Origin of the sequence: Acinetobacter sp. YH12144 (genome assembly GCF_013418345.1) — a bacterium.
GTDB classification, from domain to species: Bacteria; Pseudomonadota; Gammaproteobacteria; order Pseudomonadales; family Moraxellaceae; genus Acinetobacter; species Acinetobacter amyesii.
This window is the reverse complement of the sequence record NZ_VPCD01000014.1, coordinates 53819-79729: the sequence shown is the minus strand read 5'-3', so window position 1 is coordinate 79729 and position 25911 is coordinate 53819. Positions and strand designations below refer to the sequence as shown.

Below are 25911 nucleotides of genomic sequence, written 5' to 3'. Positions count from 1 at the left end.
CTTATTGAGCAGCTTCAAGAGCAGCATTTAAAGTTGCGCTTGGACGCATTACAGCATTTACTTTTGCTGTGTCTACAGCGTAGTAACCACCGATGTCCGCGGCTTTACCTTGAACTTCAGCAAGTTCTGCAACGATTTTTTCTTCGTTTTCAGCAAGTGCTTGAGCAAGAGGAGCGAATTTCGCTTTAAGCTCTGCATCTTCGTCTTGCGCAGCAAGTTCTTCAGCCCAGTATTTAGCAAGGTAGAAGTGGCTGCCACGGTTGTCAAGTTCGCCAGTACGACGTGATGGAGACTTGTCATTGTCAAGCAATTTACCAGTCGCAGCATCAAGTGTATTTGCAAGAAGTTTAGCTTTCGCGTTGTCTTCTTTGATGCCCATTTCTTCAAGAGAAACAGCAAGTGCCAAGAACTCACCTAAAGAATCCCAACGTAAGTGGTTTTCTTCTACAAGTTGTTGTACGTGTTTAGGCGCAGAACCACCCGCACCAGTTTCGTACATGCCGCCACCAGCCATTAGAGGCACGATAGAAAGCATTTTCGCAGAAGTACCCAATTCCATGATTGGGAACAAGTCTGTTAGGTAATCACGTAGGATGTTACCAGTTACAGAAATTGTATCTAGGCCACGAGCAACACGTTCAAGTGTATAACGCATAGCACGTACTTGAGACATGATTTGAATGTCTAAACCAGTAGTGTCGTGCTCTTTCAAGTAAGTTTGAACTTTCTTGATGAGTTCGTTTTCGTGTGGACGGTACGGGTCAAGCCAGAAGATCGCAGGCATGCCTGAGTTGCGTGCACGAGTCACTGCAAGTTTCACCCAGTCACGGATTGGAGCGTCTTTCACTTGGCACATACGCCAGATATCGCCTTCTTCCACGTTTTGTGACATCAACACTTCACCAGTTTCTAGGTCAGTGATGTTTGCAACACCCGCTTCAGTGATTTCGAAAGTTTTGTCGTGTGAGCCGTATTCTTCAGCTTTTTGCGCCATCAAACCAACGTTAGGAACTGTACCCATAGTACGTGGGTCAAAGTTACCATTCCATTTACAGAAATTGATCATTTCTTGGTAGATACGCGCGAAAGTAGATTCAGGCATTACAGCTTTACAGTCGTACTGTTTGCCGTCAGCACCCCACATTTTACCGCCACCACGGATCATTGCAGGCATAGATGCATCTACAATTACGTCGTTAGGTGAGTGGAAGTTAGTGATGCCTTTTGCAGAATCAACCATTGCAAGTGCAGGACGGTGTTCTTGGCAAGCATGTAAGTCAGCAATGATTTCTTCACGAAGAGAAGTCGGAAGAGTTTCAATTTTTTCGTAAAGACCAGACATACCATTGTTGATGTTAATACCTAACTCATCAAACAATTTGCCGTGTTTTTCGAATGCTTCTTTGTAGTAAATCTTCACACAGTGACCGAAAACGATTGGGTGAGATACCTTCATCATGGTCGCTTTTACGTGTAGAGAGAACAAAATGCCTGCTTCTTTACAGTCATCTAATTCTTTTTCATAGAAGTCGCAAAGTGCTTTTTTGCTCATGAACATTGAGTCGATGATTTCGCCGTCTTGAAGCGCAACTTTTGGCTTAAGAACAACAGTTTCACCAGACTTAGTGATCAATTCCATTTTTACATTGCGAGCGCGGTCTAAAGTCATAGACTTTTCGCCGTGGTAGAAGTCACCTTCGTCCATGTGAGAAACGTGAGTTTGTGACCACTGTTTCCATTCGCTCATAGAGTGCGGATGTTTCTTCGCGTAATTTTTTACTGCAGTAGGCGCACGACGGTCAGAGTTACCTTCACGAAGTACAGGGTTTACAGCAGAACCTAGGCATTTGCTATAACGCGCCTTGATTTCTTTTTCTTCCTCAGTCGTTGGGTTTTCTGGGTAGTTCGGAACTGCAAAACCTTTAGACTGTAATTCTTTAATGCAAGCAGTTAATTGGCCAACTGAAGCACTGATGTTCGGAAGTTTGATAATGTTTGTGCTTGGATCTTGGGTTAATTGTCCAAGCTCTGCCAAGTTATTTGGCACCTTTTGTTCTTCGCTTAGGTAGTCTGAAAATTCAGCGAGTACACGTGCTGCAACTGAGATATCGCGTTTAACGATTTCAACGCCAGCAGGTTTAGTAAAGGTTTCAATGATCGGCAGCAGAGAGTAAGTCGCCAATAATGGCGCCTCGTCGGTCAGTGTGTAGATGATAGTTGACTTTCCACCAGCCATATATAGCCCCTTGCTTTAGATTGTGTCTTTGAGGTCCGAGCTTGTGGCTCGCCTCTATGAACCGATTTGCTTAAATAAAACTATGAAAGTATCGGGGTTCATTGCTTTTCAGTCAACGCAAGATCCTGTGATGTGGTCATTTCGTAGAAAAATGATACAAAAGAAGTGCAGTTTGACGCCCAATTTTAGCGCAAAACCGAAAAGGGAAATATTGAAAGCTTGTTATTCATAGCTTAAAGCTATTGAACAATTAAATTTAAATCATTTTTTTTGGGCTGATCTGTTCTTTATGGCTCGTTCAAGTTTTATTTGTAAAGCAAAGCGTTTGATAGGTCAAACCGAATGCCTTAACTTTTAGGTGTAGATTTGGTGCGGAAGTTCGAAAATTAGTCAGGATTGAGGACTTTATTAAAGAACGACGTGAGTTTGATGCTCCGTTTGACTTTGAACGTTCGCGGAATGTTTATGCGATAACTTATATATCTGATGAATAAGGCATGGCACTTTTTCAGCTTCAGTCATTTGGGTGAATGAGTTCATGTACAGTAGAAGCATGAAACGAATCTTTAGCTCAGTTTAATAAAGTAAAAGCGAGCAGGTATGGTTTAACGCTCAAATGACACACACAACTGATAAAAACTAATAAATTAGTCTAATGGAAAAACTTAAAAATAGATTCATTTAGTGTAGCTGACTGAAACGAGCATCCTGATGAGCAATCTGGTCGTAGAATAATCATAAAACTCACTATTTTTTGTGATGTAGTTAAAGAAAATTAAACCCAGTTTTTTAGGTCTTATGTAAGTGAATATTTCTTTTGGTCATGTTTTTAGTTTGAATAAAACGCGAAAAGTACGATTTAAAATAAACAGTTAATAAAATTTAAATTAATTTAAGTTTCTAATTTTATTGTTTTAATTTTTGTTTTACCTTTAATGTTATGTTCTTTATAGATATTTTTATTTTCTAATTGGATGAAAGTTCGATTAAATAGCGCATTTGTAAATGATGTTTGTCTTTTTGTTGGGTTTTGTTATTGAGTGTTTGGGCTATTTTTGCTATTAATCTTGAACATAACAGTTGGTTTTTATCTTTAAGATAAACCCTGAGGAGAGCAACGGGATGGCTTTACGTTTACTGGATATTGGTACACAAACCGAATTATTGACCGCCTGTCGTTTGTCTTTATTGATGGGGGTCTATACGGACGACAACCGCATTGCAGAATTTTTAAAGTTCGCGCGCAGTATCGTGCAAGTCGATAACGCTGTCCTAACGTTTAAAAATGAGCCTTATATCTGGTATGCCTCAGAGCACACATTTAAAGCCTTTTTGGCCGAAGCCGATGATGATCGCCTCGATCAGTTTTTTGCTGAACAGTCCCGAATAGACCAAGCGGCTCCAAATTATCAAGCTTACTGCGACTATATGCAGGAACTGGGTTTAGGACATCAGCGTCTAGTGGCTTTCGATTTAAAATATGATCAAGACTCTATTGGTAAAGTGATTTTGTTTGATGATCAAGTCACTGCATTTGAAGCCAAACAATTAAAGATCGTTGAAGAATTTGTACAAAGTCTAGTCAATATCATTCAACTCCGTGTTGAAAATGCCGAATTAAAAGAAGCCTATGAACAGCAGTCGGCACTGAATTTTAGTAAGACTAAATTTTTCCAAATTATTGCGCATGATTTAAGAGCACCTTTTCATGGTCTACTTGGATTTTCTGAAGTTTTGGCACAGGAGCGTCATACCTTAGATGATTCAAGTGTGCAAAATATTGCAGACTATTTATATGACACCACACAATCGACGTATAACCTCTTAGAAAGCCTGTTGAACTGGGCCATGGCAGAAGGTGGTCGCTTTGTTTATCATCCGATTAATTTTGATTTACATCAGTCTGCAAAAATCGTAAGTGATGTCTTAAATAGCTTGGCTGTGAAGAAAAATATTCGACTGATCAATGCCGTGCCTGAAGGCATTAAAGTCAATGCAGATATCAATATGATCACATCAGTGATGCAAAACTTGGTGTCAAACGCATTGAAATTTACCCATACCGATGGTAGAGGTGTGGTGACGATTTCAGCCGATCGAGATGGAGAACGGGTTGTGTTCACTATTCAAGATACTGGATTGGGGATGACCCAAGCTCAGATTGATGATTTATTTCAGCAAAAACTGACGGTTAGTATTAAAGGTACGGCAGGAGAACGTGGTACGGGGTTGGGTTTAGTCCTTTGTAAACGTTTTGTGGACTTAAATCAGGGTGAAATTGTGGTGAACTCGAAAGAAGGTGAAGGCACACAATTTAAAGTCTGGTTGCCACAGGCGACGAGCCTGCATCAAACCCTAAGTACCGAGAGCAGCAGTGCACAGAAAGATGCGACCTTAAGTGAACTTTAATGCGCATCTATTGGTATAAAAGCCTAAAAATACTTTTCCCTAAGCGTTATCAACTGTTATAACTAGAAAAAAATCACGCTAGGGTTTGTGAAATGAATACGGAGCAATTGCAGAAAACATTACGTGCCAGTCAATATGCTGAACAGGTGCTCGGAATCCATCAGGCCAGTTTAGAACAAGACTATGCAATTGATCAGTTTCAAACCTCGCTCAGTACAGCACAAATTCAACATTTTGTCGCAAGCAGCCTTGCCGATATCCAAGATGAAAATAGTTGGATGCGTGCAATTCGTGTGCTGCGCGCACGTCTGATGTTTCGTTGGATTTGGCAAGATGCCAATCAACTCACCGATGTCGTCACCTTAACGCGAGAGCTTTCAGACTTTGCCGATGCGTCCATCTGTGCGGCAAAAGATTTTGCACTAAAGCCGTTGATTGCGAAATATGGCGAACCGCTAGGCTATAAGGGGAAAGTTCAAGATCTAATTGTGGTTGCCATGGGAAAACTTGGTGCACAGGAACTTAATCTTTCAAGTGATATTGATCTTATTTTTGCCTTTGATGAACAGGGCGAAACCAATGGTCGAAAATGTATTGATGTACAGCAGTTCTGTATTTTGTGGGGACAAAAATTAATTTACCTGCTTGACCATATTACCGCAGATGGTTTTGTCTTCCGTGTAGATATGCGTCTTCGCCCATGGGGTGATGGTTCTGCCTTGGCAATCAGTCATGCGGCATTAGAAAAATATTTAAGCCAGCATGGACGCGAATGGGAGCGCTATGCCTGGATTAAGGCACGTATCGTCACGGGCGGTAAAGAAGGCGCCGAGTTACTGGAAATGACCCGACCTTTCGTCTTCCGCAAATATGTCGATTACACCGCTTTCGAAGCTATGCGTGACATGAAAGCCATGATCGAACGTGAAGTGCTACGTCGTAATATCGAAGATGATATTAAACTCGGTGCAGGCGGAATTCGTGAAGTTGAGTTTATTGTTCAAGTCTTTCAGCTCATCTATGGCGGTTCAAAACTCGAGTTGCAAGACCGTCAATGTTTAGTGAGTCTGCATCATTTAGGTGAAGTTGGATTATTAGAAAAAACCGCAGTTGCTGATCTAGAAGATGCATATTTATTTTTACGTCGCATTGAACATGCGATTCAAGCGCTCAATGATCAGCAAACCCAATCGTTGCCACATGAGCCTGAACCCCGCCAGCGCATTTTAGATACTTTAGGTTTTGCATCTTGGGATGAATTTTTGCATGTACTCAATCAGAAGCGTGCCAAAGTCATTTACCAATTTGAGCATCTTATTAAAGAAAAAGAACCCGATCCGTTATTGGAAAGTTTTAGTCATTTAGAAGCCCAGTTGAACGATGTTCTAGATGATGATGCCAAAAATTTAATTCACGAATTTTGGTATGGACATGCGCTGAAAAAATTACCTGCCAAAGCAGTACAGCGTTTAAAAACCTTTTGGCCACATCTCATTGAAGCGATATTACAGTCAGATAAACCTCAGGTGGCTTTACTACGTCTCATGCCTTTGGTGGAGTCGGTGCTGCGCCGTACGGTCTATTTGGTGATGCTGATTGAGAGCAAAGGGGCATTACAACGATTAGTGAAAATGGCAACAGTGAGTCCGTGGATCTGCGAAGAATTGACGCATTATCCCGTGCTGTTGGATGAGTTTTTATCGATGGATTTTGAGCTGCCAAAGCGTAAAGATTTAGAAGATTCTCTACGTCAACAACTGCTTCGAATTGAAATTGATCAAGTCGAAGACCAAATGCGTGTTCTTCGATTATTTAAAAAATCCAATGTCTTAGCAGTAGCTGCTAGTGATGTTTTGGCAGAAAGTCCGTTGATGAAAGTGTCGGATGCATTGACCGATATTGCTGAAGTGTCGGTGAATGCAACCTTGCATTTGGCATATCAAATTGTTGCCAAAAAACATGGCTATCCAATTGATGCAGAAGGGCAGCGTTGTTCGATTGATCACACGGCTTTCGCGGTAATTGGCTATGGCAAGGTGGGTGGCATCGAGCTGGGTTATGGTTCGGACTTGGATTTGGTGTTTATTCACTATATGGACGAACAAGCGGATACCGATGGACAGAAACCAATTAGTGGCTTTGAATTTGCCATGCGGGTGGCACAAAAATTTATGTCCTTAATGACCACGCAAACCCTAGATGGTCGAGTGTATGAAGTGGACACACGTTTACGACCTTCGGGAGAGGCGGGGTTATTGGTGACCAGCTTAAAAGCTTTTGAGCAATATCAACATAAAAATGCTTGGGTTTGGGAGCATCAAGCTTTGGTACGTGCCAGAACCATTGCAGGCGAGCACAGTTTACGGATTGAAATTGAAAACTTGCGCTGCAATATTTTGACGCAGCCACGAGATGAGAACAATGTTCGTGCAGAAGTGCTCAAAATGCGCCAAAAAATGAAAGACCATCTAGGTTCTTCTAAAGAGCAGCAAAAAGATGGAATTTTTCATTTAAAACAAGATGCAGGTGGTATCGTTGACATCGAATTTATGGCACAGTATGCAGTATTAGCATGGAGTGGGTCGAATCCCGATCTCGCCCATTACTCTGACAACGTACGAATCCTTGAGGATGCCGCAAGAACGGATTGCTTATCCAGCGCCGATGCGACAGCATTGATTCAAGCTTATCTCCGTGAACGAGCCGAGAGCCACCGTTTAGCACTTGCGAATCAATCCATGCAAGTTTCAGCTGACGATTGGCACGATACCCGAGTGGTCGTTTGCAAGCTATGGCAAAGATTAATTGATCCAACTGCAACGTTTGCATTGGATAAAAATGACTGTGTATAAAAATTTGGAGTGTGTGCCATGAACTTGGCTGATCGTGATGGTTTTATTTGGCAAGATGGACAATTAGTTGACTGGCGTGAGGCGAAAACTCACGTATTAACACATACATTGCATTACAGCATGGGTGTGTTTGAAGGCGTCCGTGCTTATGAAACTCCGAATGGAACGGCTATTTTCCGTTTAAAAGAACACACTAAGCGTTTATTAAATTCTGCAAAAATTTATCAAATGAAAGTCCCATTTGATCATGCAGCATTAGAACAAGCTCAAATTGATGTGGTTCGTGAAAACAAATTGGCTTCTTGCTACCTACGTCCAATTATTTTTATTGGTTCAGAAAAATTAGGTATTGCAGCAACTGACAATACAATTCATGCCGTTGTTGCTGCATGGAGCTGGGGTGCTTACCTTGGTGATGAAGCGATGGCGAAGGGTATCCGTGTTAAAACGTCTTCATTTACGCACCATCATCCAAACGTGACCATGTGTAAAGCAAAAGCATCTGGTAACTATACTTTGTCAATTCTTGCACACCAAGAAGTGGCACATGCTGGCTATGACGAAGCAATGTTACTCGACCCACAAGGTTATGTATGTCAAGGTTCAGGCGAAAACGTATTCTTAGTGCGTGATGGCGTGATTCATACTCCTGACATCGCGGGTGGTGCACTTGATGGTATTACCCGTCAAACCATTATTACGATTGCGAAAGACCTTGGTTTTGAAGTGGTTGAACGTCGTATTACACGTGACGAATTCTATATCGCTGATGAAGCATTCTTCACAGGTACTGCTGCTGAAGTGACGCCAATCCGTGAATATGATGACCGTCAAATTGGTGAAGGTTGTCGTGGTCCAATCACTGAGCAAATCCAAACTGCATTCTTTAATGCGGTTCAGGGTAAAGACCCTAAATATGCGCACTGGTTAACTTACGTAAAATAAGCTGATCGGTTAAGATGAAAAGGCGAAACTAAGTTTCGCCTTTTTTATTGGCTTGAAGACATTGAATTTTTGGGAAAGTGACTATGCATATTGTTTATGTCAGTGATGGTAAAGCAGGACATCGCTCACAAGCTTTGGGTTTATTTAAAGCCATGCAGCGCCAATCTCAGGAAGCAGTCACATTTCAAGAAATTTCAATTGATGATTTGCCTATAGTGACACTTATTTCTGCGCTATTTAGCCATCAGCTTCATGCCGTAGAACACGAGCCAACTTATATTTTTGGCGTCGGCAGCCATACACATTTTCGAGTATGGCTGTTAGGCAAAGTGTATAACAAAGCCAAAACTATTATTTTAATGAAGCCCAGCTTGCCGTTTGCATGGTTTGATTATGCAGTAATTCCACAGCACGATGGTATTCAGGCATCAAATAAAGTACTGACCACACAGGGTGCGTTAAATCCTATTGTGAATGAGGAGCGGCATCAGCATGGTCGAATCCTTATCGCCTTGGGGGGCTCTTCAAAACGCCATCAGTGGAATGCTGCTAAAGTACTCCAAGCGATTGAACAAATAGTCGAGCAGAATCCAAATTCACAAATCATTTTGACCACTTCACGGCGCACACCAAAAGCGTTTTTAGCAGAATTAAAACAGTTAAAGAATATTGAAAAAGTACAGATTTTCCCAGTTGAAGACACTCCGCAAGGTTGGATTTTTGAAGAAATGCAAAAAGCCGAAGCAGTTTGGGTGACTGAAGATAGTGTTTCAATGATTTACGAGGCTCTCACCGCGGGTTGTAAAGTCGGGGTGATTGAAGTGGATCGGTTGAAGGAAGACCGGATTACCAAGTCGGTAGATGAAATTTTAAAACAAGGCTTGGTGTCGTTACAGACCACTTTAACTGATTTGAATCTCGCTACCGAATTTAAAGAAACTGACCGTATCGCCAAAAAGATTGTACTCGGTCCCTAAAGTATAGATAATACCCGACGAAAAATTTCTACCAACATTTCAGTCTATCTTGGAAATGTTTGAATAATATTACAGGGTTGTCCGGTCAATGCTAAAAACCTATTTGTTTCCATTTTTGCTTTCAATTGGGTTTTGCGTTGGCTTAGGTTTTTGGGACTATTTATCTGAAATCAAAGATGCTCCTTTATTCTTTGTTTTGGTTCTTTCGAGTACGTTTTTTTTCATTGCAGTAAAACAACTACATAGTTCTATTTTTAAGTACATTTTCCTTGCGCTATTTTTTGTCATTAGCCTGTATATTGCAAGTGGGACAGGGTTCTTACAAGGGCATATGTCTTTGGGAATCGTGGCATCGATGTTTCAAAGTAATACCAATGAAGCCTTTGAGTTTTTATCTGTAGTCGATCCTAAATATATTGTTTTTGCCTTTGTTGTTTTCTTAAGCCTTTGTTTTTATGTTTTATTTTTTAATCAATCTAATCAGGGAAATTATCCCAAGCTGATTTTGACACTTATCTTTATTGCTAACGGCGTTAGTGTGTTTGGTATTCAAACTGCAATGGCGACGGTTAAATATAAACAAGAAGAGGCCAAACTCCTTGAAGATAATTTGCAAGATATCGATTGGGAAATTCAGCAGGTGAATGCTAGCTATGACAATCAAGTGATTATCATTGGTGAGAGTGTTCAGCGAGATCATTTATCACTCTACGGTTCGAAAGACGATACCACACCTTTTTTAAATGAGATGCCACTGGATGTTGTAGATCATTACATCGCAACTGCACCGAATACGGTCACCAGTCTGACTCGAACGCTGACTTTGGTTGATCAAAATCGTGAACCGCAGATTGCAAAAAATGTTGTGACGCTAGCAAAACAAGCGGGCTATAACACCATATGGATTTCAAATCAGGGATTTATGGGGAAAAATGATACGGCGATTTCTAAAATTGCCATTCATGCCGATCATCAGTTCTTCCTGAAAAGTGGTAACTATATGTCGAGTAATATTGATGACGACAAAATGGTCGAAATATTACAGGCCCAGTTAAAAAAATATGCCAATCAAAAAAATGTAATTTTTATTCATATGATGGGTTCACATCCGGATGCTTGTGAACGTCTGTTTAAGGCACCACGTATGTATGCGAATAAACCTGAAACGATTAATTGTTATTTATCTTCGATCAATAAGTTGGATCACTTTATAGAACAGATATATACCTCTTTGAAGGCTGATCAGCGTAGTTTCAGTGTGACCTATTTTTCTGATCATGGTATGACCGTGGATGAAGATTCATATCATGTAGATAATGAATTTAAAGATAATTATCAGGTTCCATTTTTTGTATTACGTAGCGATGCGCAGGCCAAAAACCACTATAACAAGACTGTGAGTGCCTATGATTATATGCATATTTATGCAGATTTATTGGGGGTGAAAACACCATTATTAGATCCTAAAAAATCGTTGGCGAATATCGAAGACAATCAAAATGTCACCGTTTTTGATTGGGATGATTATGTGCCATATAAAAAATTAAATGAAAGCGAAGCGCAATGATTTACAGCAAAAAATAAAAATGAATTGATTTTTTTTGTTTTATTTGTAAGTCTTAGCAGAATTGATAAATCACTTTTAATTTGTTGTTAGAGGTTATTTATAATTGAATTACCCAGGTAAGATTAAGAAAGAAATTTTAATTATGTTAAAATATGATTGCAGAGTTAACTTATGAAAATATTACATATCAATAATTTTGCTTTTAAAAAATCTGGGGCTGAATTTTATAATACAGACAGAAAAATTTCGGCAGGTTTGATTTTAAATGGTCATCATGTTTATGACTTCTCTTTTCATGATATGGCTTATTATGGCACCATTTGGCGCACTAAAAAAGTTGGTAAAAAATGGGCAAATCAAGAAGTATTAAAAGTTGTAAAAAATTTTGAACCAGATTTAATCCTAATAGGCCATTCATCATTATTGAGTACGGAAACGTTAAAACAAGTTAAAGCACAATATCCCAAAACGAAAGTAGCATTTTGGTATGTTGATTGGATTTGCGTAGATAAGAAAGCGAATTTTATTAAAGAATGGTCGCCTTATTTAGATTGTATTTTTGTCACCACAAGTGGTGAGTTATTAAAGACTTTAGGAAATGGCAATAAAGTGGCTTATATGCCAAATATGAGTCTGGATGCTGTTGATAGTCTAAAAAATTTTGAAAAAAATGAATTTGTGAATGAATTGGTCTTTTGTGGTTCATCTTCTGATGTGGAACGTACTCAATTTATTCGTAGTTTGCAACAAAAAATTAAACATATTCCTACACGTTATTGCGGTTTTGATGAAGATCCAAAAGTTTTTGGTGCGGAATATTTTAAAGTTTTAAGTCAATCCCGTATGGGCTTAAACTATTCACGTGCGAATTCATTAGATTTATATACATCAGATCGTATTACACAACTGACAGGTAATGGGTTATTGACCTTCACACCTCATATTCCTGGATTTGAGACGTTATTTTCAGATAAAGAAGTGGTGTATTTTAGTGATGTTGATGATTTAGCAAATAAGGTTCAATATTATGTGAATCATCCCGAGGAAGCAAAAGTGATTGCTGAAGCTGGTTGGAACAGAACGCATTCTAGCTATAGTTCAAAACGTGTCACAAAGTTCATGTTAGAGACTATTTTCTCACAGCCTTATACCGAAGACTATGAATGGAAGGATCATGTTTTCAGTTGCTAAGTTAGAGTCAGCAGAGTATTTGGGGGCGGGAGCAAATCGTTATTGCGTGATTTCACCTTCCGATCCTCAGGTGTGTTTAAAAATAGATTTACCTCCAGAACAACGTCAAATTAAGAATTTTCGCCAAAAAATCCAACGCTTTTTAAGCGCTCATTTTTATCGGTTTAATGAAAATTACATTGAATGGAGTGCATATCAGCGTTTAAAAAGACGTATTGATGAGCATGAATTACATCAATTTATTGCCTCTTGTTTGAAGTTAGAAGTTGTTCATGCACAACTAATTCTTAGTTGTGAGTTAATTCGGGATGAGCAAGGTGAGGTATCGCTTAGTCTTCATCATTATCTCAAGCATCAAATACCATTGAATATAGAGGCTGTATGTCACTCGATTGATCAGTTAACGGATTGGCTAATTCAACATAATATTCCACTATTTGATTTAAACTCGGGTAATTTAGTTGTTCAACATCATCGAGGTGGGCTTAGATTAAAATGTATTGATGTTAAATCAACATTAAAGAGTAAGGAGATTATTCCATGGTCTTATTGGTCTGATTTCTTAATGCATAAAAAACTTCGTCGCCGTGCAGAGCGTCTCAAGCAGTTGATACAAAAAAATATGAAGTCGGAGTAATCATGAAAATTGTACAGGTCATGGCAACGAATGGTGGTATGGGGGGGTTGGAAAAACATACATTAGATTTATGTCGTGGATTGGCGCAAAGTCATGAAGTTCATTTAATTGCAGATCGTTCCTATCAACAAAAACTAAGTGGTCATATCACACTACATCCATTTGATTTTTCTAGAAGTCGCTGGAATCCGTTTCTCATTTATGCGTTAGTTAAACAAATAAAGCAACTTCAACCAGACGTTTTACATGTTCAGGCAAGTAAAGCAGCAAGTATTTTAGCACCGTGGTTAAAGCAGTTTTCTTGTAAAAAGATTGTCACCGTACATGGGATGAAAAGTAATTTAAAACCATTCATGGCGTTTGATGACATCATTGCTGTGAGTGGGAAAATTAAAGCAAAATTTCCGATTTCAAAATCAGTTCATGTGATTTGGAATGGTGTAGATCAAGATATTAATCAAATTAATAATAAAGTGAAATGTGAAAATCAGCCTACCATTGCCTTGGCGATTGGTAGATTGGAAACAGTGAAAGGCTTTCATATCCTGATTGATGCTTGGAAAAATATCAATGCTGAATTATGGATTGTAGGGGATGGGACTCAGTACCAATCGCTGAAAACTCAGATCGACCAACTTAACTTAAATGATCGTGTAAAACTATTGGGTTTTCGGTCAGATATTTCTGATTTACTTGCTCAGGTAGATTGCTTCGTAATTTCTTCTTTAAAAGAAGGTGGTCCTATTACTTTGGCTGAAGCTCTATTGAGTCACGTACCAACTCTATCGACTGATGTTGGGATGGTGCCTGACTTTATTGATGGGCAGTTTATCTGTGAACCGAATTCGAGTGAACAGATGGCGAACTTGATATCGAGGGAATTAAAACCTAGAGCTGAAATGCTCCCTCTATTCGAAGCAGCATTTATAAAAGCAGAGCAAAACCTAAAATTTGAATCAATGTTGCAGCAAACTGAAAATTTGTATCAAAATTAAGTTAAAGTTTTTTAGGGGTTTCACGAATTGCGTCTATCACAATATGTTGGTTAAAAATATTAAAGGTATGACAGCCATTATCATTCGGGTGCCACTCACTATCTAATTTCATCCAAAATTTCTCTTCGTAGTGTTCTGGAGAAAGTTTTGTAACTTCATTGAGGTCTAAGCTGCCACCATAGCGTTTCAGAGAGTCCTGTGATGGGCGGACTAATTTATTGTTGATCATGCTCAAGTGACCACCTGGGCGATATTGCACAATGCCTTTTTTAACTGGGTTTTGAGGATGTGGTTGCCAATCACTACTCAGTAGATTCTCACTGTAAAAAATATGGAGTTCATTACCATATTTTTTTGATTTTTGATTTTTAATCGCGGTAAATAGATACCACATTCCATTTTGATAATACGGTGTAGTATCTGCAGCATTTATATGACTTATTAATGTACGATCAAATTCCCAAGAATATGGAAAATTTGTACATTTCCATAACTCGATACTTTGGTTGGCTGCACTTTCAGGAATCATGTACCAAATATCTTCATGTTTGAATATACAAGGATAAGAAAGGTGATAAGAGCACTGAATAATAGCTTTGGGTTCAGTGTATGTACCATCTTCAAATACTTCCATTACTGACAAAAAACCAACAGGATGATCTGGTGCCACTTCTTCAATAAAAATATAAGTATGTCCATTTTCTTCTACGATAAATGGATCAGCGTAGACATGTCCCTCAGGCGCATAAATTTCATGTAATGACGGAATGAGACTGGCTTCAAAACTGGATTCTAATTTACCGAAGCGAAGATACCAACGCGACCTAAACTCTTTATCTCTCTTTTTTTCTTGGGATTTATAGTATTTTTTTGCAAGACGTCGAAATAAAGACATAGTAAACTCGGATAAAAGTATATAATCTTTATTATATTAGATATTTATTCAAATTTATTGTTTTGTTATCCTTGATGTGAAACCGTGATGTAGTATAAAGAATGAGTATTTTTTCTCGGAAAAAAAAGCCTTTAGGATTTGAAAATCAGGCATGTTTAACAATTAATAAAGATGGATTGATCAACGCTAAACCACCTATATTTGCATATTGGTGGGATGTTAATCAAAACTTTGGCGATTGGATTGGCCCATGGTTAATTGGCTTAATGACTGATCGTGTTGTAATTAATACTAGAGACCAACGCGTTAATGAGAGTTTATTTAGTGTAGGCTCTATTTTGGGCCATATCACGGAAGATCAAGGAGTTGTTGATATTTGGGGGAGTGGGCTTATTGCTCCTTTGGAACAAAAGAAGATATTAAAGCGTTTAAAAAGCTCTTTTATTCCCCAAATACATGCGGTGAGAGGAACGCTAACTCAACAAGAAATTCAAAATAAATTGAACTGGAAAGTGCCTAATGTTTACGGTGATCCAGCTTTGCTTATTTCAGATTATTATCAACCACATTCATTGGATATAAAAATCGCAATTTGCCCACATCATATACATTATCAGGAAGTTAAGAATAAATTGGCAGGTTGTGATGATATACATGTCGTGGATGTAATGCAGTCACCAGAAAAAGTGATTGATGAAATTGCGAGTGCTGATGTTTGTTTATCAAGTTCCTTGCATGGATTAATCATTGCCCAAGCCTATGAAGTTCCATGGAGATGGTTGCGGTTTTCTGAAGATCAATTGGTTGGTGATAAATTTAAGTTTTATGATTTTTTTTCGATTTTTAAAGATGGTGAACAAATTTTGCCCGTAGATGTTAGTTATGAGTGTCTTAATCCGGACTTTATTCATTTACACGCTAATACGGGACGCCTAGGTAAATTTAATATTTCATTAGATGATTTAAAAAATAGTTTCCCACTGTAATTATAAAGACCAATATTTTTTAGGGGCTGTTGAAATATAATGTTCAAAAAATAGTGAGAAAGCTGAATCTAATTAATTACATAATTACACTAACTTCACTTCTCGCTATGCCTCGCACAAAACTGAAAGATCAACACTCGTTTAAGCTGAAGTCTCTTCTCCTAAATGTATATATTTATTTTAGTAAAATTTATGATCAACTTTTGAAGTGATTTTTTATAGACTTGGGATCGACTGACTTTGGCATAAGTAATGGAAAATTTTGGTAATTCAAATTCAAATTTTTATAAATTTAGTTATTAGTCAAAAATATCTAAATTACTGCAGATTCTTATCCTAAAGGACACCAAATCATACAAATAAATAAACAGCGAGTCGTATCTAACTTGGACACTTTAAATGGGTTCGAACATTTCGATTTCGCATAATCACCATTATGATAAATAAAATTAAATAGCATTTCTCACTCATAGCAAGAATCGGATTTTTCTCAGCCGTTCTATTTGTTAATGTTGTTCTTAGGCCCAAAAAAGCGGTACATGACAATGTTAGAAGATACAAACTATATTCGCATTGCAAAGGCAATTGAATATATTAATCAGAATTTCAAAGAACAACCAACCTTATCTGAAATTGCAGAACATATTCATCTAAGCCAAGCCCATTTTCAAAGGATCTTCACTGAATGGGCAGGTATTAGCCCTAAAAAGTTCCTGCAATATATTAGCCTGGAACATGCAAAATCAATTTTAAAAAATCATAAAGAAAATAGTGTGTTAGATGCTACATTCGACACTGGTTTTTCAAGCTCGAGCCGTTTGCATGATCTATTTATAAGGATAGAAGGAATGACTCCTGCTGAATATAAAAATGGTGGAGAGTCGTTACAAATTAATTATAGTTTCTCAGAGACACTCTTTGGTTCTATTGTGATTGCCTCAACAGCTAAAGGTGTTTGTTATATGGCTTTCACTGAGAATTATGATGAAGCTTTTTTACAGCTTAAAGCACAATTTCCAAAGGCAAAATTTGTCCAGCAACAAGATGAATTGCAGAAAAAAGCGGTCTCTATCTTGCAGTCGGATCATCAAGATCTATCCGAAATTAAGCTGCATCTAAAGGGCACCGAATTTCAACTTAAAGTTTGGGAAAGCCTACTAAAAATCCCTATGGGTGAATTGACGACCTATGGTGCAATTGCAAAGGACATAGGCAATAACAAAGCTTCGCGTGCCGTAGGAACTGCAATAGGAAGTAACCCTGTTGCATTTCTCATTCCATGCCATCGGGTGATTCAATCATCAGGACATTTTGGTGGTTACATGTGGGGAACAACGCGAAAAACAGCCATCATTGGTTGGGAAGGAGTGAAAACCCATGCATCTCACTGAGCTAGAAGAATATTTTAAAGCTAGATTGGCTCAACTCGATTGGAATGCTATTACTGAGGCGATGCATCAACATGGTTTCGTAGTACTCGAAAAGTTTTTAACTGAGGAACAATGTGACCTTGTAAAAAACAATTATGATCATCCCACGCTATATCGTAAGACCGTGAATATGCAACGCTATCGATTTGGATTAGGAGAATATAAGTACTTTACTTATCCTCTGCCACACTTGATTCATCAATTACGAACGCAGATGTATTCTTATCTTATGCCTATTGCTAATGTATGGATTAAGGTGCTGAATTTGAATACGATTTTCCCAGAAACGCATCAAGAATTACTGCAACAATGTCACGAAAATGGACAACAGAAAGCAACCCCATTAATTCTACAGTACCGCAAAGATGGTTTTAATACTTTGCATCAAGATCTCTATGGTGACGTGTATTTCCCGATTCAACTGGTGATATTTCTGAACCAAGTGAATGTCGATTATCAAGGTGGAGAATTTGTTTTAACTCAGCAAATTCCGCGCGCTCAATCCAAAGCCACGGTATTACAGCCGCAAAAAGGTGATGTACTCATTTTTACAACACACTTCAAACCAGAAAAAGGGACTCGTGGTTATTATCGGGTCAATATGAAACATGGAGTCAGCCCGTTACATCATGGAGAGCGTTATACATTAGGTATTATTTTTCATGATGCAGTGAGCTAAAGATGATACGTCATGAAATGATTACTGATCAGGAGCTTTATGGTTTGCTTCGACAGGAAAAAATCTTGTTTGGAGGAAATCTGAACTTAAAAATATATGGCTCGTTGCGATGTCGATCAGGCAAACGTATGAAACGCAAGAACCGTGTTTTTTTTAAAGATGAAGTTGAAGCACTTGCACAAGGCTACCGTCCTTGTGGACATTGCATGAAACAAGCGTATATGGACTGGAAAAATGGATATGTTTGAGCAAGAAAATCTCCATAAAAACCTATTGCCCTATGACGGCACGGTTTTATATTTCGGTCAGATTCTGACATCACAGCAAGCAAATACATATTTTGATGAGTTATTTCGTTCAATTGCTTGGAAACATGATGAAGCGGTCATTTATGGAAAGCGAATCATAACTAAACGTAAAGTTGCTTGGTATGGCGATCACCCGTTCTCATATACCTATTCAAAAACGACAAAACACGCTTTGGCTTGGAGTCCTGTATTACTTGAATTGAAAAAAATGGTCGAGCAATTGACGGGGGAAACGTTTAATTCCTGTTTGTTAAATCTTTATCATGATGGCAATGAAAGTATGGCATGGCATAGTGATGGAGAAGTTGATTTAAAAAAAAATGGTGCAATTGCATCTCTTAGCTTTGGGGCTGAAAGAAAATTTGCTTTTAAACATAAAATGACCAAAGAAAAGAGAGAGTTATTTTTAGCACATGGCAGTTTATTGGTGATGAAGGATTCGACACAGACTCACTGGTTACATCGTTTACCACCAAGTAAGCGAGTTACAACAGCCCGTATTAATTTAACTTTTCGGCAAATTGAAAATTATGATATTAAAACCTAGATTTTTAACTTTACCTAAAATTAACATAATGAAAGTCGTACGTAATTCAATTTTTTATTTAATATAATTCAATGTGTTAATTTATTTTATAAATCCCAACTCAAATGTATTTGGATTTTTAATAGTTAATGGTGTTTCACGATTACTTTTTAAACAATGTTCCACATCTTTGTATAGTTTCATTTAACCTTAAAAACAGAAAAAAATGTTCAGATGAAAGAAGAATAGATATCCAAGTAGTTATTGATTTTGCAATTTACTAAAAATATTTGGATAAATGTCAAAATCTGATGATTTAGAGTGCTTGTTTATTGAGGCTGATGCTCATCAAAATGCAGTTGGTACACTCCGTATTGCAAATAAACATCTTTGGAAATAACCTCAAAATACATTTAGCTGAGGATACTTATGGGGGACAGATAATGTATAAATTGCACCGAATCTACTTGATGCATTCGATATAGAGTTGGCTGGTATTTTATGTGTTGGTAAGAAATATGATTCTAAAAAATTATCGAAATAGATGCTAAAGTGAATTTAAAACTTTCTCTGATCATATGGGTTGACGGCTATATAAAATCAGGTGCTTAGTTGAAAATCCCAGTTGTGGAGTGGAATATTCTATAAAAATTTCAACCTGATATGACAAGCTAAGGCGTAACGATGAAAGTCCAATTGGCTTAGCTTGTATATGTATTTGGTTGCCATTATAAAATACCTACAGATGCCAACCTGTATAATTTTTATTTTGGGAAAAAGAGGAATAGAGTCATTCCTTCTCCGCATTACCTTTCAACACCATATAAATCAAACCGACAAAGATTAATAAAGCACCTGCAAGGCTGCTGACACAGAATAAAACAATACGGTTATAGGTGGTTAAGTTAAATAATTCGTTGGCTAAAATGTAGCGCATGAACAACCATTGTACGACAGAAAAAACAATCAAGACGATTGCACGACGACGGACTTCAGGACGCATAGCCATAGGAGAATCACTTAAAGTGGAAATTGAGGCTATTATGCCACTGTCGATAATCGATCTCAATTGAATAAGATTAATCCAAGCGCGTGATACACAAATCTTAAGGTTGAGTTCTGTTTAGATCGCCTTTATTTGCGGTACATATTGATGTTGCCAAAGCAGACCCGAAAGCGTTTATAAGACCAGATATACTGTTCTGGTGCTTGGTTAATGATGTCTTGCATCGCGATGTTCAGCGCGTCGACAGACGATTGTAAATCTTTAGATAAAATCTCGTCTGCTAAGGGGTGGCAATGCACATCAAAGTGCCTTAAGTTGGGTTGTCGGATACAACTTAAGCCGATGACATTGCATTGGGTTTTTGCAGCAAGTTTTGAAACAAGTGTGATCGATAAGGTATTTTGCCCAAAAAAATTGGAATAAATGCCGCCTGAAGGCTTTGGTAAATGGTCTGGTAAAATCACCGTTAGGCCGCCTTGTTTTAAATGTTTAAAAATGGCACGGATCCCTGTTTCATCTGTCGGGACTAAGGTTGCATTGAACTTCTCTCGTGCTTCTAACAGATAACGATTGATCCCTTTATTTTTATTCGGTTTATACATAATCATCGGTTCTGTATACAGGTTGAGCCATGCATTGAGTAGTTCCCAACAGCCAAAATGCGGAACCACAACAATGACACCTTTTTTATTCGCAAGTGCTTCCGTGAGGATATTTTCACCATAAATATTTTTCAGTAAGCTCAGGCTATAACTTGGTGGCATACCCCAACATTTAATAAATTCAATATAGGTCAGGCATTGGCTGCGGATACTTTGACTGACGAGCTGTCTCTTCGCTGTCGCTGACATATCTGGGTAGGCCAGTTGAATATTGATGCTAGTGATACGTTTGATTGATGAGTTAAACAGGTCAAGAATAAACGCGATCATCAAGGCGAAGTTTTGTAACAGCCAAAGTGGCAATAGCGCGATGATTTTGAATATAAAGTACATGGATCACAAGGTCTCAAAATTTACAGCATGGAATAAAATAAATTTTGCCAAGAGACCGGACTTATTCAGTGAAAAGTATAAAAAGATCTGAATCTAAAAACAAAATAATTGGAAGTGGAAAATTGAGCTATCCATTGCCCAAAGGATGTAGTGCAACATCATAACGCAGTTGAATCATTTTGATATTAGCAAAGTCAATCAAATCTTTAATTTATGTTTTGTAGGTTGAAATAAAAAAACCCTGCATAGCGCAGGGTTTTTTGAACCTTAAAATCTAAATCTTAAAATGTAAGATTATTTAGATTCTTCAGCTTTTGGTTTTTCGCGTAAACGAATACCAAGGTCACGAAGTTGAGTTGACTCAACTGGCGCTGGTGCTTGAGTCAATGGACATTCAGCAGTTTTAGTTTTCGGGAATGCAATCACGTCACGAATTGAAGATGCACCAGTCATCAACATGACTAGACGGTCAAGACCGAATGCCAAACCACCGTGAGGAGGCGCACCGAATTTCAATGCGTTAAGTAAGAAGCTGAATTTCTCTTCTGCTTCTTCTTCAGAAATACCAAGCGCTTCAAAGATCGCTTTTTGCATTTCTAGGTTGAAGATACGTAATGAACCACCACCGATTTCAGTACCGTTCAATACCATATCGTAAGCAACAGAAAGTGCAGCACCTGGGTTGTTCTTCACTTCTTCAACGCTTGATTTTGGCAGCGTGAATGGGTGGTGAACAGACGTCCATTTACCGTCATCAGTTTCTTCGAACATTGGGAAGTCAACAACCCAAAGTGGCGCCCACTCGCAAGTTGCAAGTTTCATGTCGTGACCGACTTTAATACGTAAAGCACCCATCGCATCATTTACGATTTTCGCTTTGTCCGCACCAAAGAATACGATGTCGCCATTTTCAGCACCAACGCGTTTCAATAGATCAAGTACGATAGGCTCGATAAATTTAACGATTGGAGATTGAAGACCTTCAATACCTTTTTCAAGCTCGTTGACTTTGATGTAAGCCAAACCTTTCGCGCCATAAATGCCAACAAATTTAGTATATTCGTCGATTTGGCTACGTGGAAGCGCGCCAGCACCTGGTACGCGAAGCGCAACAATACGGCCTTTAGGGTCTTTAGCAGGACCTGCGAATACTTTGAACTCAACGTCTTGCATCATGTCTGCAACATCAACAAGTTTCAAAGGAATACGTAAGTCAGGTTTATCAGATGCATAGTCACGCATTGCATCTGCATAAGTCATACGTGGGAACTTGTCGAACTGAACGTTTAGAAGTTCTTTGAACATCTTAACCGTTAAACGTTCCATCAAATCCATAATGTCATCGTCACTCATGAACGATGTTTCAACGTCGATTTGTGTGAATTCAGGCTGACGGTCAGCACGTAAGTCTTCATCACGGAAACATTTAGCAATTTGGTAGTAACGATCGATACCGCCAACCATTAACAACTGTTTGAATAGTTGTGGAGATTGTGGAAGCGCATAGAAGCTACCGTTAGAAACACGGCTTGGTACTAAATAGTCACGTGCACCTTCAGGAGTCGCACGCGTTAAAATTGGTGTTTCAACGTCCAAGAAACCATTTTCTTCGAAGTAGTTACGAATTAGGTTAGTCAATTTAGAACGGAAACGAAGACGATCTAACATTTCTGGACGACGGATATCCAAGAAACGATATTTCAAACGTACTTCTTCAGAAATATTTGTATTGTCGTCATTCAATGGGAATGGCGGAGTTTCTGAACCAGCAAGAACTTCGATTTCTTTACCAAGAACTTCGATTTGACCGCTAGTCATATTCGCGTTTTCAGTACCTTCGTAACGACGACGTACACGGCCTGTAATTTTTAATACGAATTCTGAACGTGATTTATCAGCAGTCGCGAAAGCTTCAGGAGTATCAGGGTCAATCACTACTTGAACAAGGCCATCACGGTCGCGCATGTCAAGGAAGATTACACCACCGTGGTCACGGCGACGGTGAACCCAACCGCATAATGTAACGGTTTGGTCGATTTGGGCTTCAGTAAGTGAGCCGCAGTAATGAGTTCGCATCATAGCGTTAGAAATCCAACTATATGGGTTAAGGTCAGCGAATGCGTAAACAGCGCACCGCTTTTATTCGAATAGGGGATTATGCCTCTTTTTGGCTGTTTTGTCACAAGGACTTATTGCTAAAACTGCCAAATTTACAGCAAATTTTCGGTCAATGATGGGCTTAAGCCGATGACGTTGAAAAAATATTGGTGCTCTTGTTTAAGATCAGAAATATCAGACTACCGAAGCTAAACGTGGCTAAAAATGCACGGAAAAAATAATTAATGGCTTTGCCGACATAGGCATACAAGTCGTGTACAAAGGCATCAGAATAAATACTGTCAGCAAAATAAAAATAACTTGCGATGCCCGCAGCTAAAGACAGGGCCGCTAAACCATATACATAGACTTTGATGGATGTGGGGATGCTTACTGTACTTCGATAATGAAGATGATGACGATAAATCATCCATGCCAAAACGGGGAGTGCCAAGCCAGATAATCCAATTTGCAACACACGATGTAAGGGATATGAATGACCGAAAAATTGAATCGGTAGACTCAATAGATCCTTAAATGCAAAGGTACGAAAGTCAACATGGGTCAAGCCATCCCAAACAATATGCGTCGAAGTTCCAATGATGAGTGCGAGGATGAGACTGAGCATAAACCCACAGCATTGATTGAAATTCTGTAGATTCAGCGGCTTATTTAAACCAAAAAAAGCAAATAACATCGGGCGATAGAGCACATACCACAGCATACAAAACAGCAAACCAAGGATTAAGTTTGGAACAATTAACCCCGACCATTGATGTGAACCTGCATAGTCAGCATTGGTAAATAAACGGAATAAATCTGGCACCATGCTACCAATTGCGAGTGCTGCAATAGGCAGGCGATTTCCGCTTAATTTGGAAATAGGCGGTGCGAGTACAGCATGGGATATGGTAAAAGGCATTGAACTAAAATAAATATATGAATAAATACAATGTGGTATAGGTGAGTGTATATGATTTGGGCAGATTAGAATGTTTTTTATTGCAAAATAAATGAAATGTTATATTATAACATTATTCAAAAATAGCCTGATTTGAGTCTCTCCAAATGTCTTTTCATAAGAATTTAATCACAATCTCAATTTTTGCAGTGATTGCACCCAATATTTATGCTGATGATCAGCAACAACAGGTACAAAAGCTCGAAGCCATTAATGTTCAGGTTCATCCTTTAAATCAAAGTGCCGCAGATTTTGCGGTTGCAGATAACATTATTAAGCATAAAGATTTGGCACAAGGTGGAGTCACTATTGGTGATGCGTTAGCCGGACAACCGGGTGTATATTCAAATCAGTTTGGTGCAGGCTCAAGTCGACCTGTGCTGCGTGGGCAAGATGGGCCACGTGTCAAAGTTTTGGAGCATGCATCTGAAACAGCAGATGTTTCAACTTTATCCCCTGACCATGCAGTGACGGTTGATCCAATTTTAGCGAAACAAGTTGAAGTGATTCGTGGGCCATCCACTTTATTGTATGCAGCTGGGACGGTTGGTGGGTTGGTGAATGTTACCGATCAAAAAATTCCAACGCAGATGCCTGAAAATGGTTTAGAGGGGCAGGTTGGGCTACGTTATAACTCAGGTAGTGACGAAAAATTAGCGAGTGCAGGTGTCACTGCTGCGCTAGGAGAAAATTTTGCACTGCGAGTTGAGGGATCAAAGCGTAAAGCCAATGACTATATTGCACCCGATTATTTCCATGACCATGAGGGTGAGTTAGAAAAAGAACGTCGTGTGGGTAATACTTTTGCTGAAGGCGAAAATGTAACGATTGGTGCTTCATGGATTCATGAGCGCGGTTTTGCTGGACTGTCTTATAGCAACCGTCAAGACCAATATGGCTTACCGGGGCATAGTCATGAATATGAAAGCTGTCATCCACATGATGACCATTTACATTGTGATGGTCATGACAACCATGGGCATACCGATGAGCATGATCATTCAGCCCATGACGAACATGATCACGATCATGATGCCGCAGGCCCATGGGTCGACTTAAAGTCAGAACGCTATGATTTCCGTACCGAACTTGCGAATCCGTTTGCGGGCTTCCAAAAAATCCGTGCACATGCAAGTTATACCGATTATCAACATGATGAAATTGAAGGCGATACAGCGGCAACAACCTTTAAAAGTAAAGGTTACGATGGTCGTTTAGAGTTGGTGCATAACCCGATTGCGGATTGGGAAGGTGTGATAGGAGCACAATACAATCAGCAAAAGCTCAATATTAGTGGTGAAGAGTCACTGATGAATCCAAATAAAACCCAAAAATGGAGTGTGTTTGGTTTAGAGCATAAACAATTTGGTGATTTTCATGTCGAGCTGGGCGCCCGTGTAGATCAGCAGAAAATTCAAATCGATTCTGCACAAAAAGACTATGATGATTATGGCATCTCTTATTCAGGTGCTGTGAATTGGGCGTTTGCACCCAATTATAAATTGTCCTGGGTGGGTTCTCATCAAGAGCGGTTGCCATTGGCGCAAGAGCTGTATGCAGATGGCAAGCATTTTGCGACCAATACCTATGAACGTGGGAATGAAAATCTAGATGTTGAAAAATCCAATAATCTAGAATTAGGTTTCCATTATGAAAAAGATCAGTTGGATTATCACGTTCATGTGTACCACAACTGGTATGACAACTACATTTATGCCGCAACCAAAGATAATTTTGAAAACTTCCGCTTAGTTGATTACACCCAAGACAAAGCTAAGTTTTATGGCGCGGAAGCTCAAGTAGGCTATGCCATCAATGATATGTATAAACTCAGTGTCTTTGGTGATTATGTTCGCGGCAAAATTGATGGTGAAAATGCGCCACGTGTGCCTGCAGGGCGTTTAGGAACCAAGGTCGATGTTGACTTTGCCGATGGTTGGTCAGGTCTTGCAGAATATTCACATGTATTCAAACAAGACAAAATCACTGCATTTGAGCGTGAAACAGATGGCTACAATATGGTGAATTTGGGTGTGGCCTATAGTGGTCAATTGAAAGATCAAAATGATTATCGAGTCTATTTCAAAGCCAATAATTTATTGGATGAAGATGTTTACTCTCACACGTCATTCCTTGCCAATATTCCTCAAGTCGGTCGTAATTTTACGGTTGGTCTTGAATTTGGTTTCTAATTGAATTTGCACAGACTTTTCTAAGTA

20 protein-coding genes are annotated in these 25911 nt (G+C 38.8%); 14 read left to right on the top strand and 6 right to left on the bottom strand.

Annotation, left to right across the window (positions count from 1 at the left end; all coding sequences use genetic code 11):
• Window position 1: 1 nt before the first annotated feature.
• Window positions 2-2236, bottom strand: coding sequence for an NADP-dependent isocitrate dehydrogenase (locus tag FTU79_RS10795; RefSeq protein ID WP_180050012.1), 2235 nt, complete (start codon window positions 2234-2236; stop codon window positions 2-4).
• A 1122-nt stretch (window positions 2237-3358) separates the two neighbouring features.
• Here FTU79_RS10795 and FTU79_RS10790 point away from each other — a divergent pair.
• From FTU79_RS10790 to FTU79_RS10755, 8 genes are all read left to right on the top strand, one after another.
• Entirely contained in the window at window positions 3359-4645 is a 1287-nt protein-coding gene (locus FTU79_RS10790; protein WP_180050010.1) for a sensor histidine kinase KdpD, read from the top strand.
• Between the two features lie 92 nt (window positions 4646-4737).
• Window positions 4738-7497: a bifunctional [glutamate--ammonia ligase]-adenylyl-L-tyrosine phosphorylase/[glutamate--ammonia-ligase] adenylyltransferase gene (gene glnE / locus FTU79_RS10785; RefSeq protein ID WP_180050008.1), complete on the top strand. Its 2760-nt coding sequence runs from the start codon at window positions 4738-4740 to the stop codon at window positions 7495-7497.
• Window positions 7498-7515: 18 nt separating this feature from the next.
• The gene (locus tag FTU79_RS10780) at window positions 7516-8442 is read left to right on the top strand and encodes a branched-chain amino acid transaminase (protein ID WP_078191262.1); all 927 of its coding nucleotides are present in this window, start codon (window positions 7516-7518) and stop codon (window positions 8440-8442) included.
• Between the two features lie 83 nt (window positions 8443-8525).
• Window positions 8526-9419 (top strand): mitochondrial fission ELM1 family protein, encoded by an 894-nt coding sequence (locus tag FTU79_RS10775; RefSeq protein ID WP_180050006.1) that lies wholly within the window; start codon window positions 8526-8528, stop codon window positions 9417-9419.
• Window positions 9420-9507: 88 nt separating this feature from the next.
• Window positions 9508-10986 (top strand): phosphoethanolamine transferase, encoded by a 1479-nt coding sequence (locus tag FTU79_RS10770; RefSeq protein ID WP_180050004.1) that lies wholly within the window; start codon window positions 9508-9510, stop codon window positions 10984-10986.
• A gap of 171 nt (window positions 10987-11157) precedes the next feature.
• The gene (locus tag FTU79_RS10765) at window positions 11158-12177 is read left to right on the top strand and encodes a glycosyltransferase (protein ID WP_168378742.1); all 1020 of its coding nucleotides are present in this window, start codon (window positions 11158-11160) and stop codon (window positions 12175-12177) included.
• Window positions 12161-12814: a YrbL family protein gene (locus tag FTU79_RS10760; RefSeq protein ID WP_168378743.1), complete on the top strand. Its 654-nt coding sequence runs from the start codon at window positions 12161-12163 to the stop codon at window positions 12812-12814. The genes FTU79_RS10765 and FTU79_RS10760 overlap by 17 nt, the downstream gene beginning before the upstream one ends.
• A gap of 2 nt (window positions 12815-12816) precedes the next feature.
• Window positions 12817-13809 carry a glycosyltransferase gene (locus tag FTU79_RS10755; protein ID WP_168378744.1) on the top strand — a complete coding sequence of 331 codons (993 nt, stop codon included), beginning with the start codon at window positions 12817-12819 and terminating at the stop codon, window positions 13807-13809.
• A gap of 1 nt (window position 13810) precedes the next feature.
• On the opposite strand, the gene FTU79_RS10750 is transcribed toward FTU79_RS10755, so the two are convergent.
• Window positions 13811-14704, bottom strand: a complete 894-nt coding sequence (locus FTU79_RS10750) for a hypothetical protein (protein WP_168378745.1) — start codon at window positions 14702-14704, stop codon at window positions 13811-13813.
• A 101-nt stretch (window positions 14705-14805) separates the two neighbouring features.
• On the opposite strand from FTU79_RS10750, the gene FTU79_RS10745 reads away from it, so the two are divergent.
• The 5 genes from FTU79_RS10745 (at window position 14806) to FTU79_RS10725 (ending at window position 18654) form a co-directional block, all read left to right on the top strand.
• Window positions 14806-15690, top strand: a complete 885-nt coding sequence (locus tag FTU79_RS10745; RefSeq protein WP_180050002.1) for a polysaccharide pyruvyl transferase family protein — start codon at window positions 14806-14808, stop codon at window positions 15688-15690.
• Window positions 15691-16235: 545 nt separating this feature from the next.
• On the top strand, window positions 16236-17081 hold the full coding sequence (locus FTU79_RS10740; RefSeq protein ID WP_180049999.1) for a methylated-DNA--[protein]-cysteine S-methyltransferase: 846 nt from the start codon (window positions 16236-16238) through the stop codon (window positions 17079-17081).
• Window positions 17068-17799 carry a 2OG-Fe(II) oxygenase gene (locus FTU79_RS10735; RefSeq protein ID WP_180049997.1) on the top strand — a complete coding sequence of 244 codons (732 nt, stop codon included), beginning with the start codon at window positions 17068-17070 and terminating at the stop codon, window positions 17797-17799. The genes FTU79_RS10740 and FTU79_RS10735 overlap by 14 nt, the downstream gene beginning before the upstream one ends.
• A 2-nt stretch (window positions 17800-17801) precedes the next feature.
• Window positions 17802-18047, top strand: a complete 246-nt coding sequence (locus tag FTU79_RS10730) for an Ada metal-binding domain-containing protein (protein ID WP_180049995.1) — start codon at window positions 17802-17804, stop codon at window positions 18045-18047.
• A complete protein-coding gene (locus tag FTU79_RS10725; protein ID WP_180049993.1) occupies window positions 18034-18654 on the top strand; it encodes an alpha-ketoglutarate-dependent dioxygenase AlkB in 621 nt (206 codons plus the stop codon). The genes FTU79_RS10730 and FTU79_RS10725 overlap by 14 nt, the downstream gene beginning before the upstream one ends.
• 769 nt (window positions 18655-19423) lie before the next feature.
• On the opposite strand, the gene FTU79_RS10720 is transcribed toward FTU79_RS10725, so the two are convergent.
• The 4 genes from FTU79_RS10720 to FTU79_RS10705 form a co-directional block, all read right to left on the bottom strand.
• Complete coding sequence (locus FTU79_RS10720) at window positions 19424-19642, bottom strand: hypothetical protein (RefSeq protein WP_168378747.1); 219 nt, start codon at window positions 19640-19642, stop codon at window positions 19424-19426.
• Between the two features lie 125 nt (window positions 19643-19767).
• Window positions 19768-20634: a lysophospholipid acyltransferase family protein gene (locus tag FTU79_RS10715; RefSeq protein ID WP_180049991.1), complete on the bottom strand. Its 867-nt coding sequence runs from the start codon at window positions 20632-20634 to the stop codon at window positions 19768-19770.
• Window positions 20635-20928: 294 nt separating this feature from the next.
• Complete coding sequence (aspS, locus tag FTU79_RS10710; RefSeq protein ID WP_180049989.1) at window positions 20929-22713, bottom strand: aspartate--tRNA ligase; 1785 nt, start codon at window positions 22711-22713, stop codon at window positions 20929-20931.
• Between the two features lie 160 nt (window positions 22714-22873).
• Window positions 22874-23653, bottom strand: coding sequence for a DUF4184 family protein (locus tag FTU79_RS10705; RefSeq protein WP_180049986.1), 780 nt, complete (start codon window positions 23651-23653; stop codon window positions 22874-22876).
• A gap of 146 nt (window positions 23654-23799) precedes the next feature.
• Here FTU79_RS10705 and znuD point away from each other — a divergent pair, with 146 nt between their 5' ends.
• On the top strand, window positions 23800-25884 hold the full coding sequence (gene znuD, locus FTU79_RS10700; RefSeq protein WP_180049984.1) for a zinc piracy TonB-dependent receptor ZnuD: 2085 nt from the start codon (window positions 23800-23802) through the stop codon (window positions 25882-25884).
• The last annotated feature ends 27 nt before the right edge of the window (window positions 25885-25911 follow it).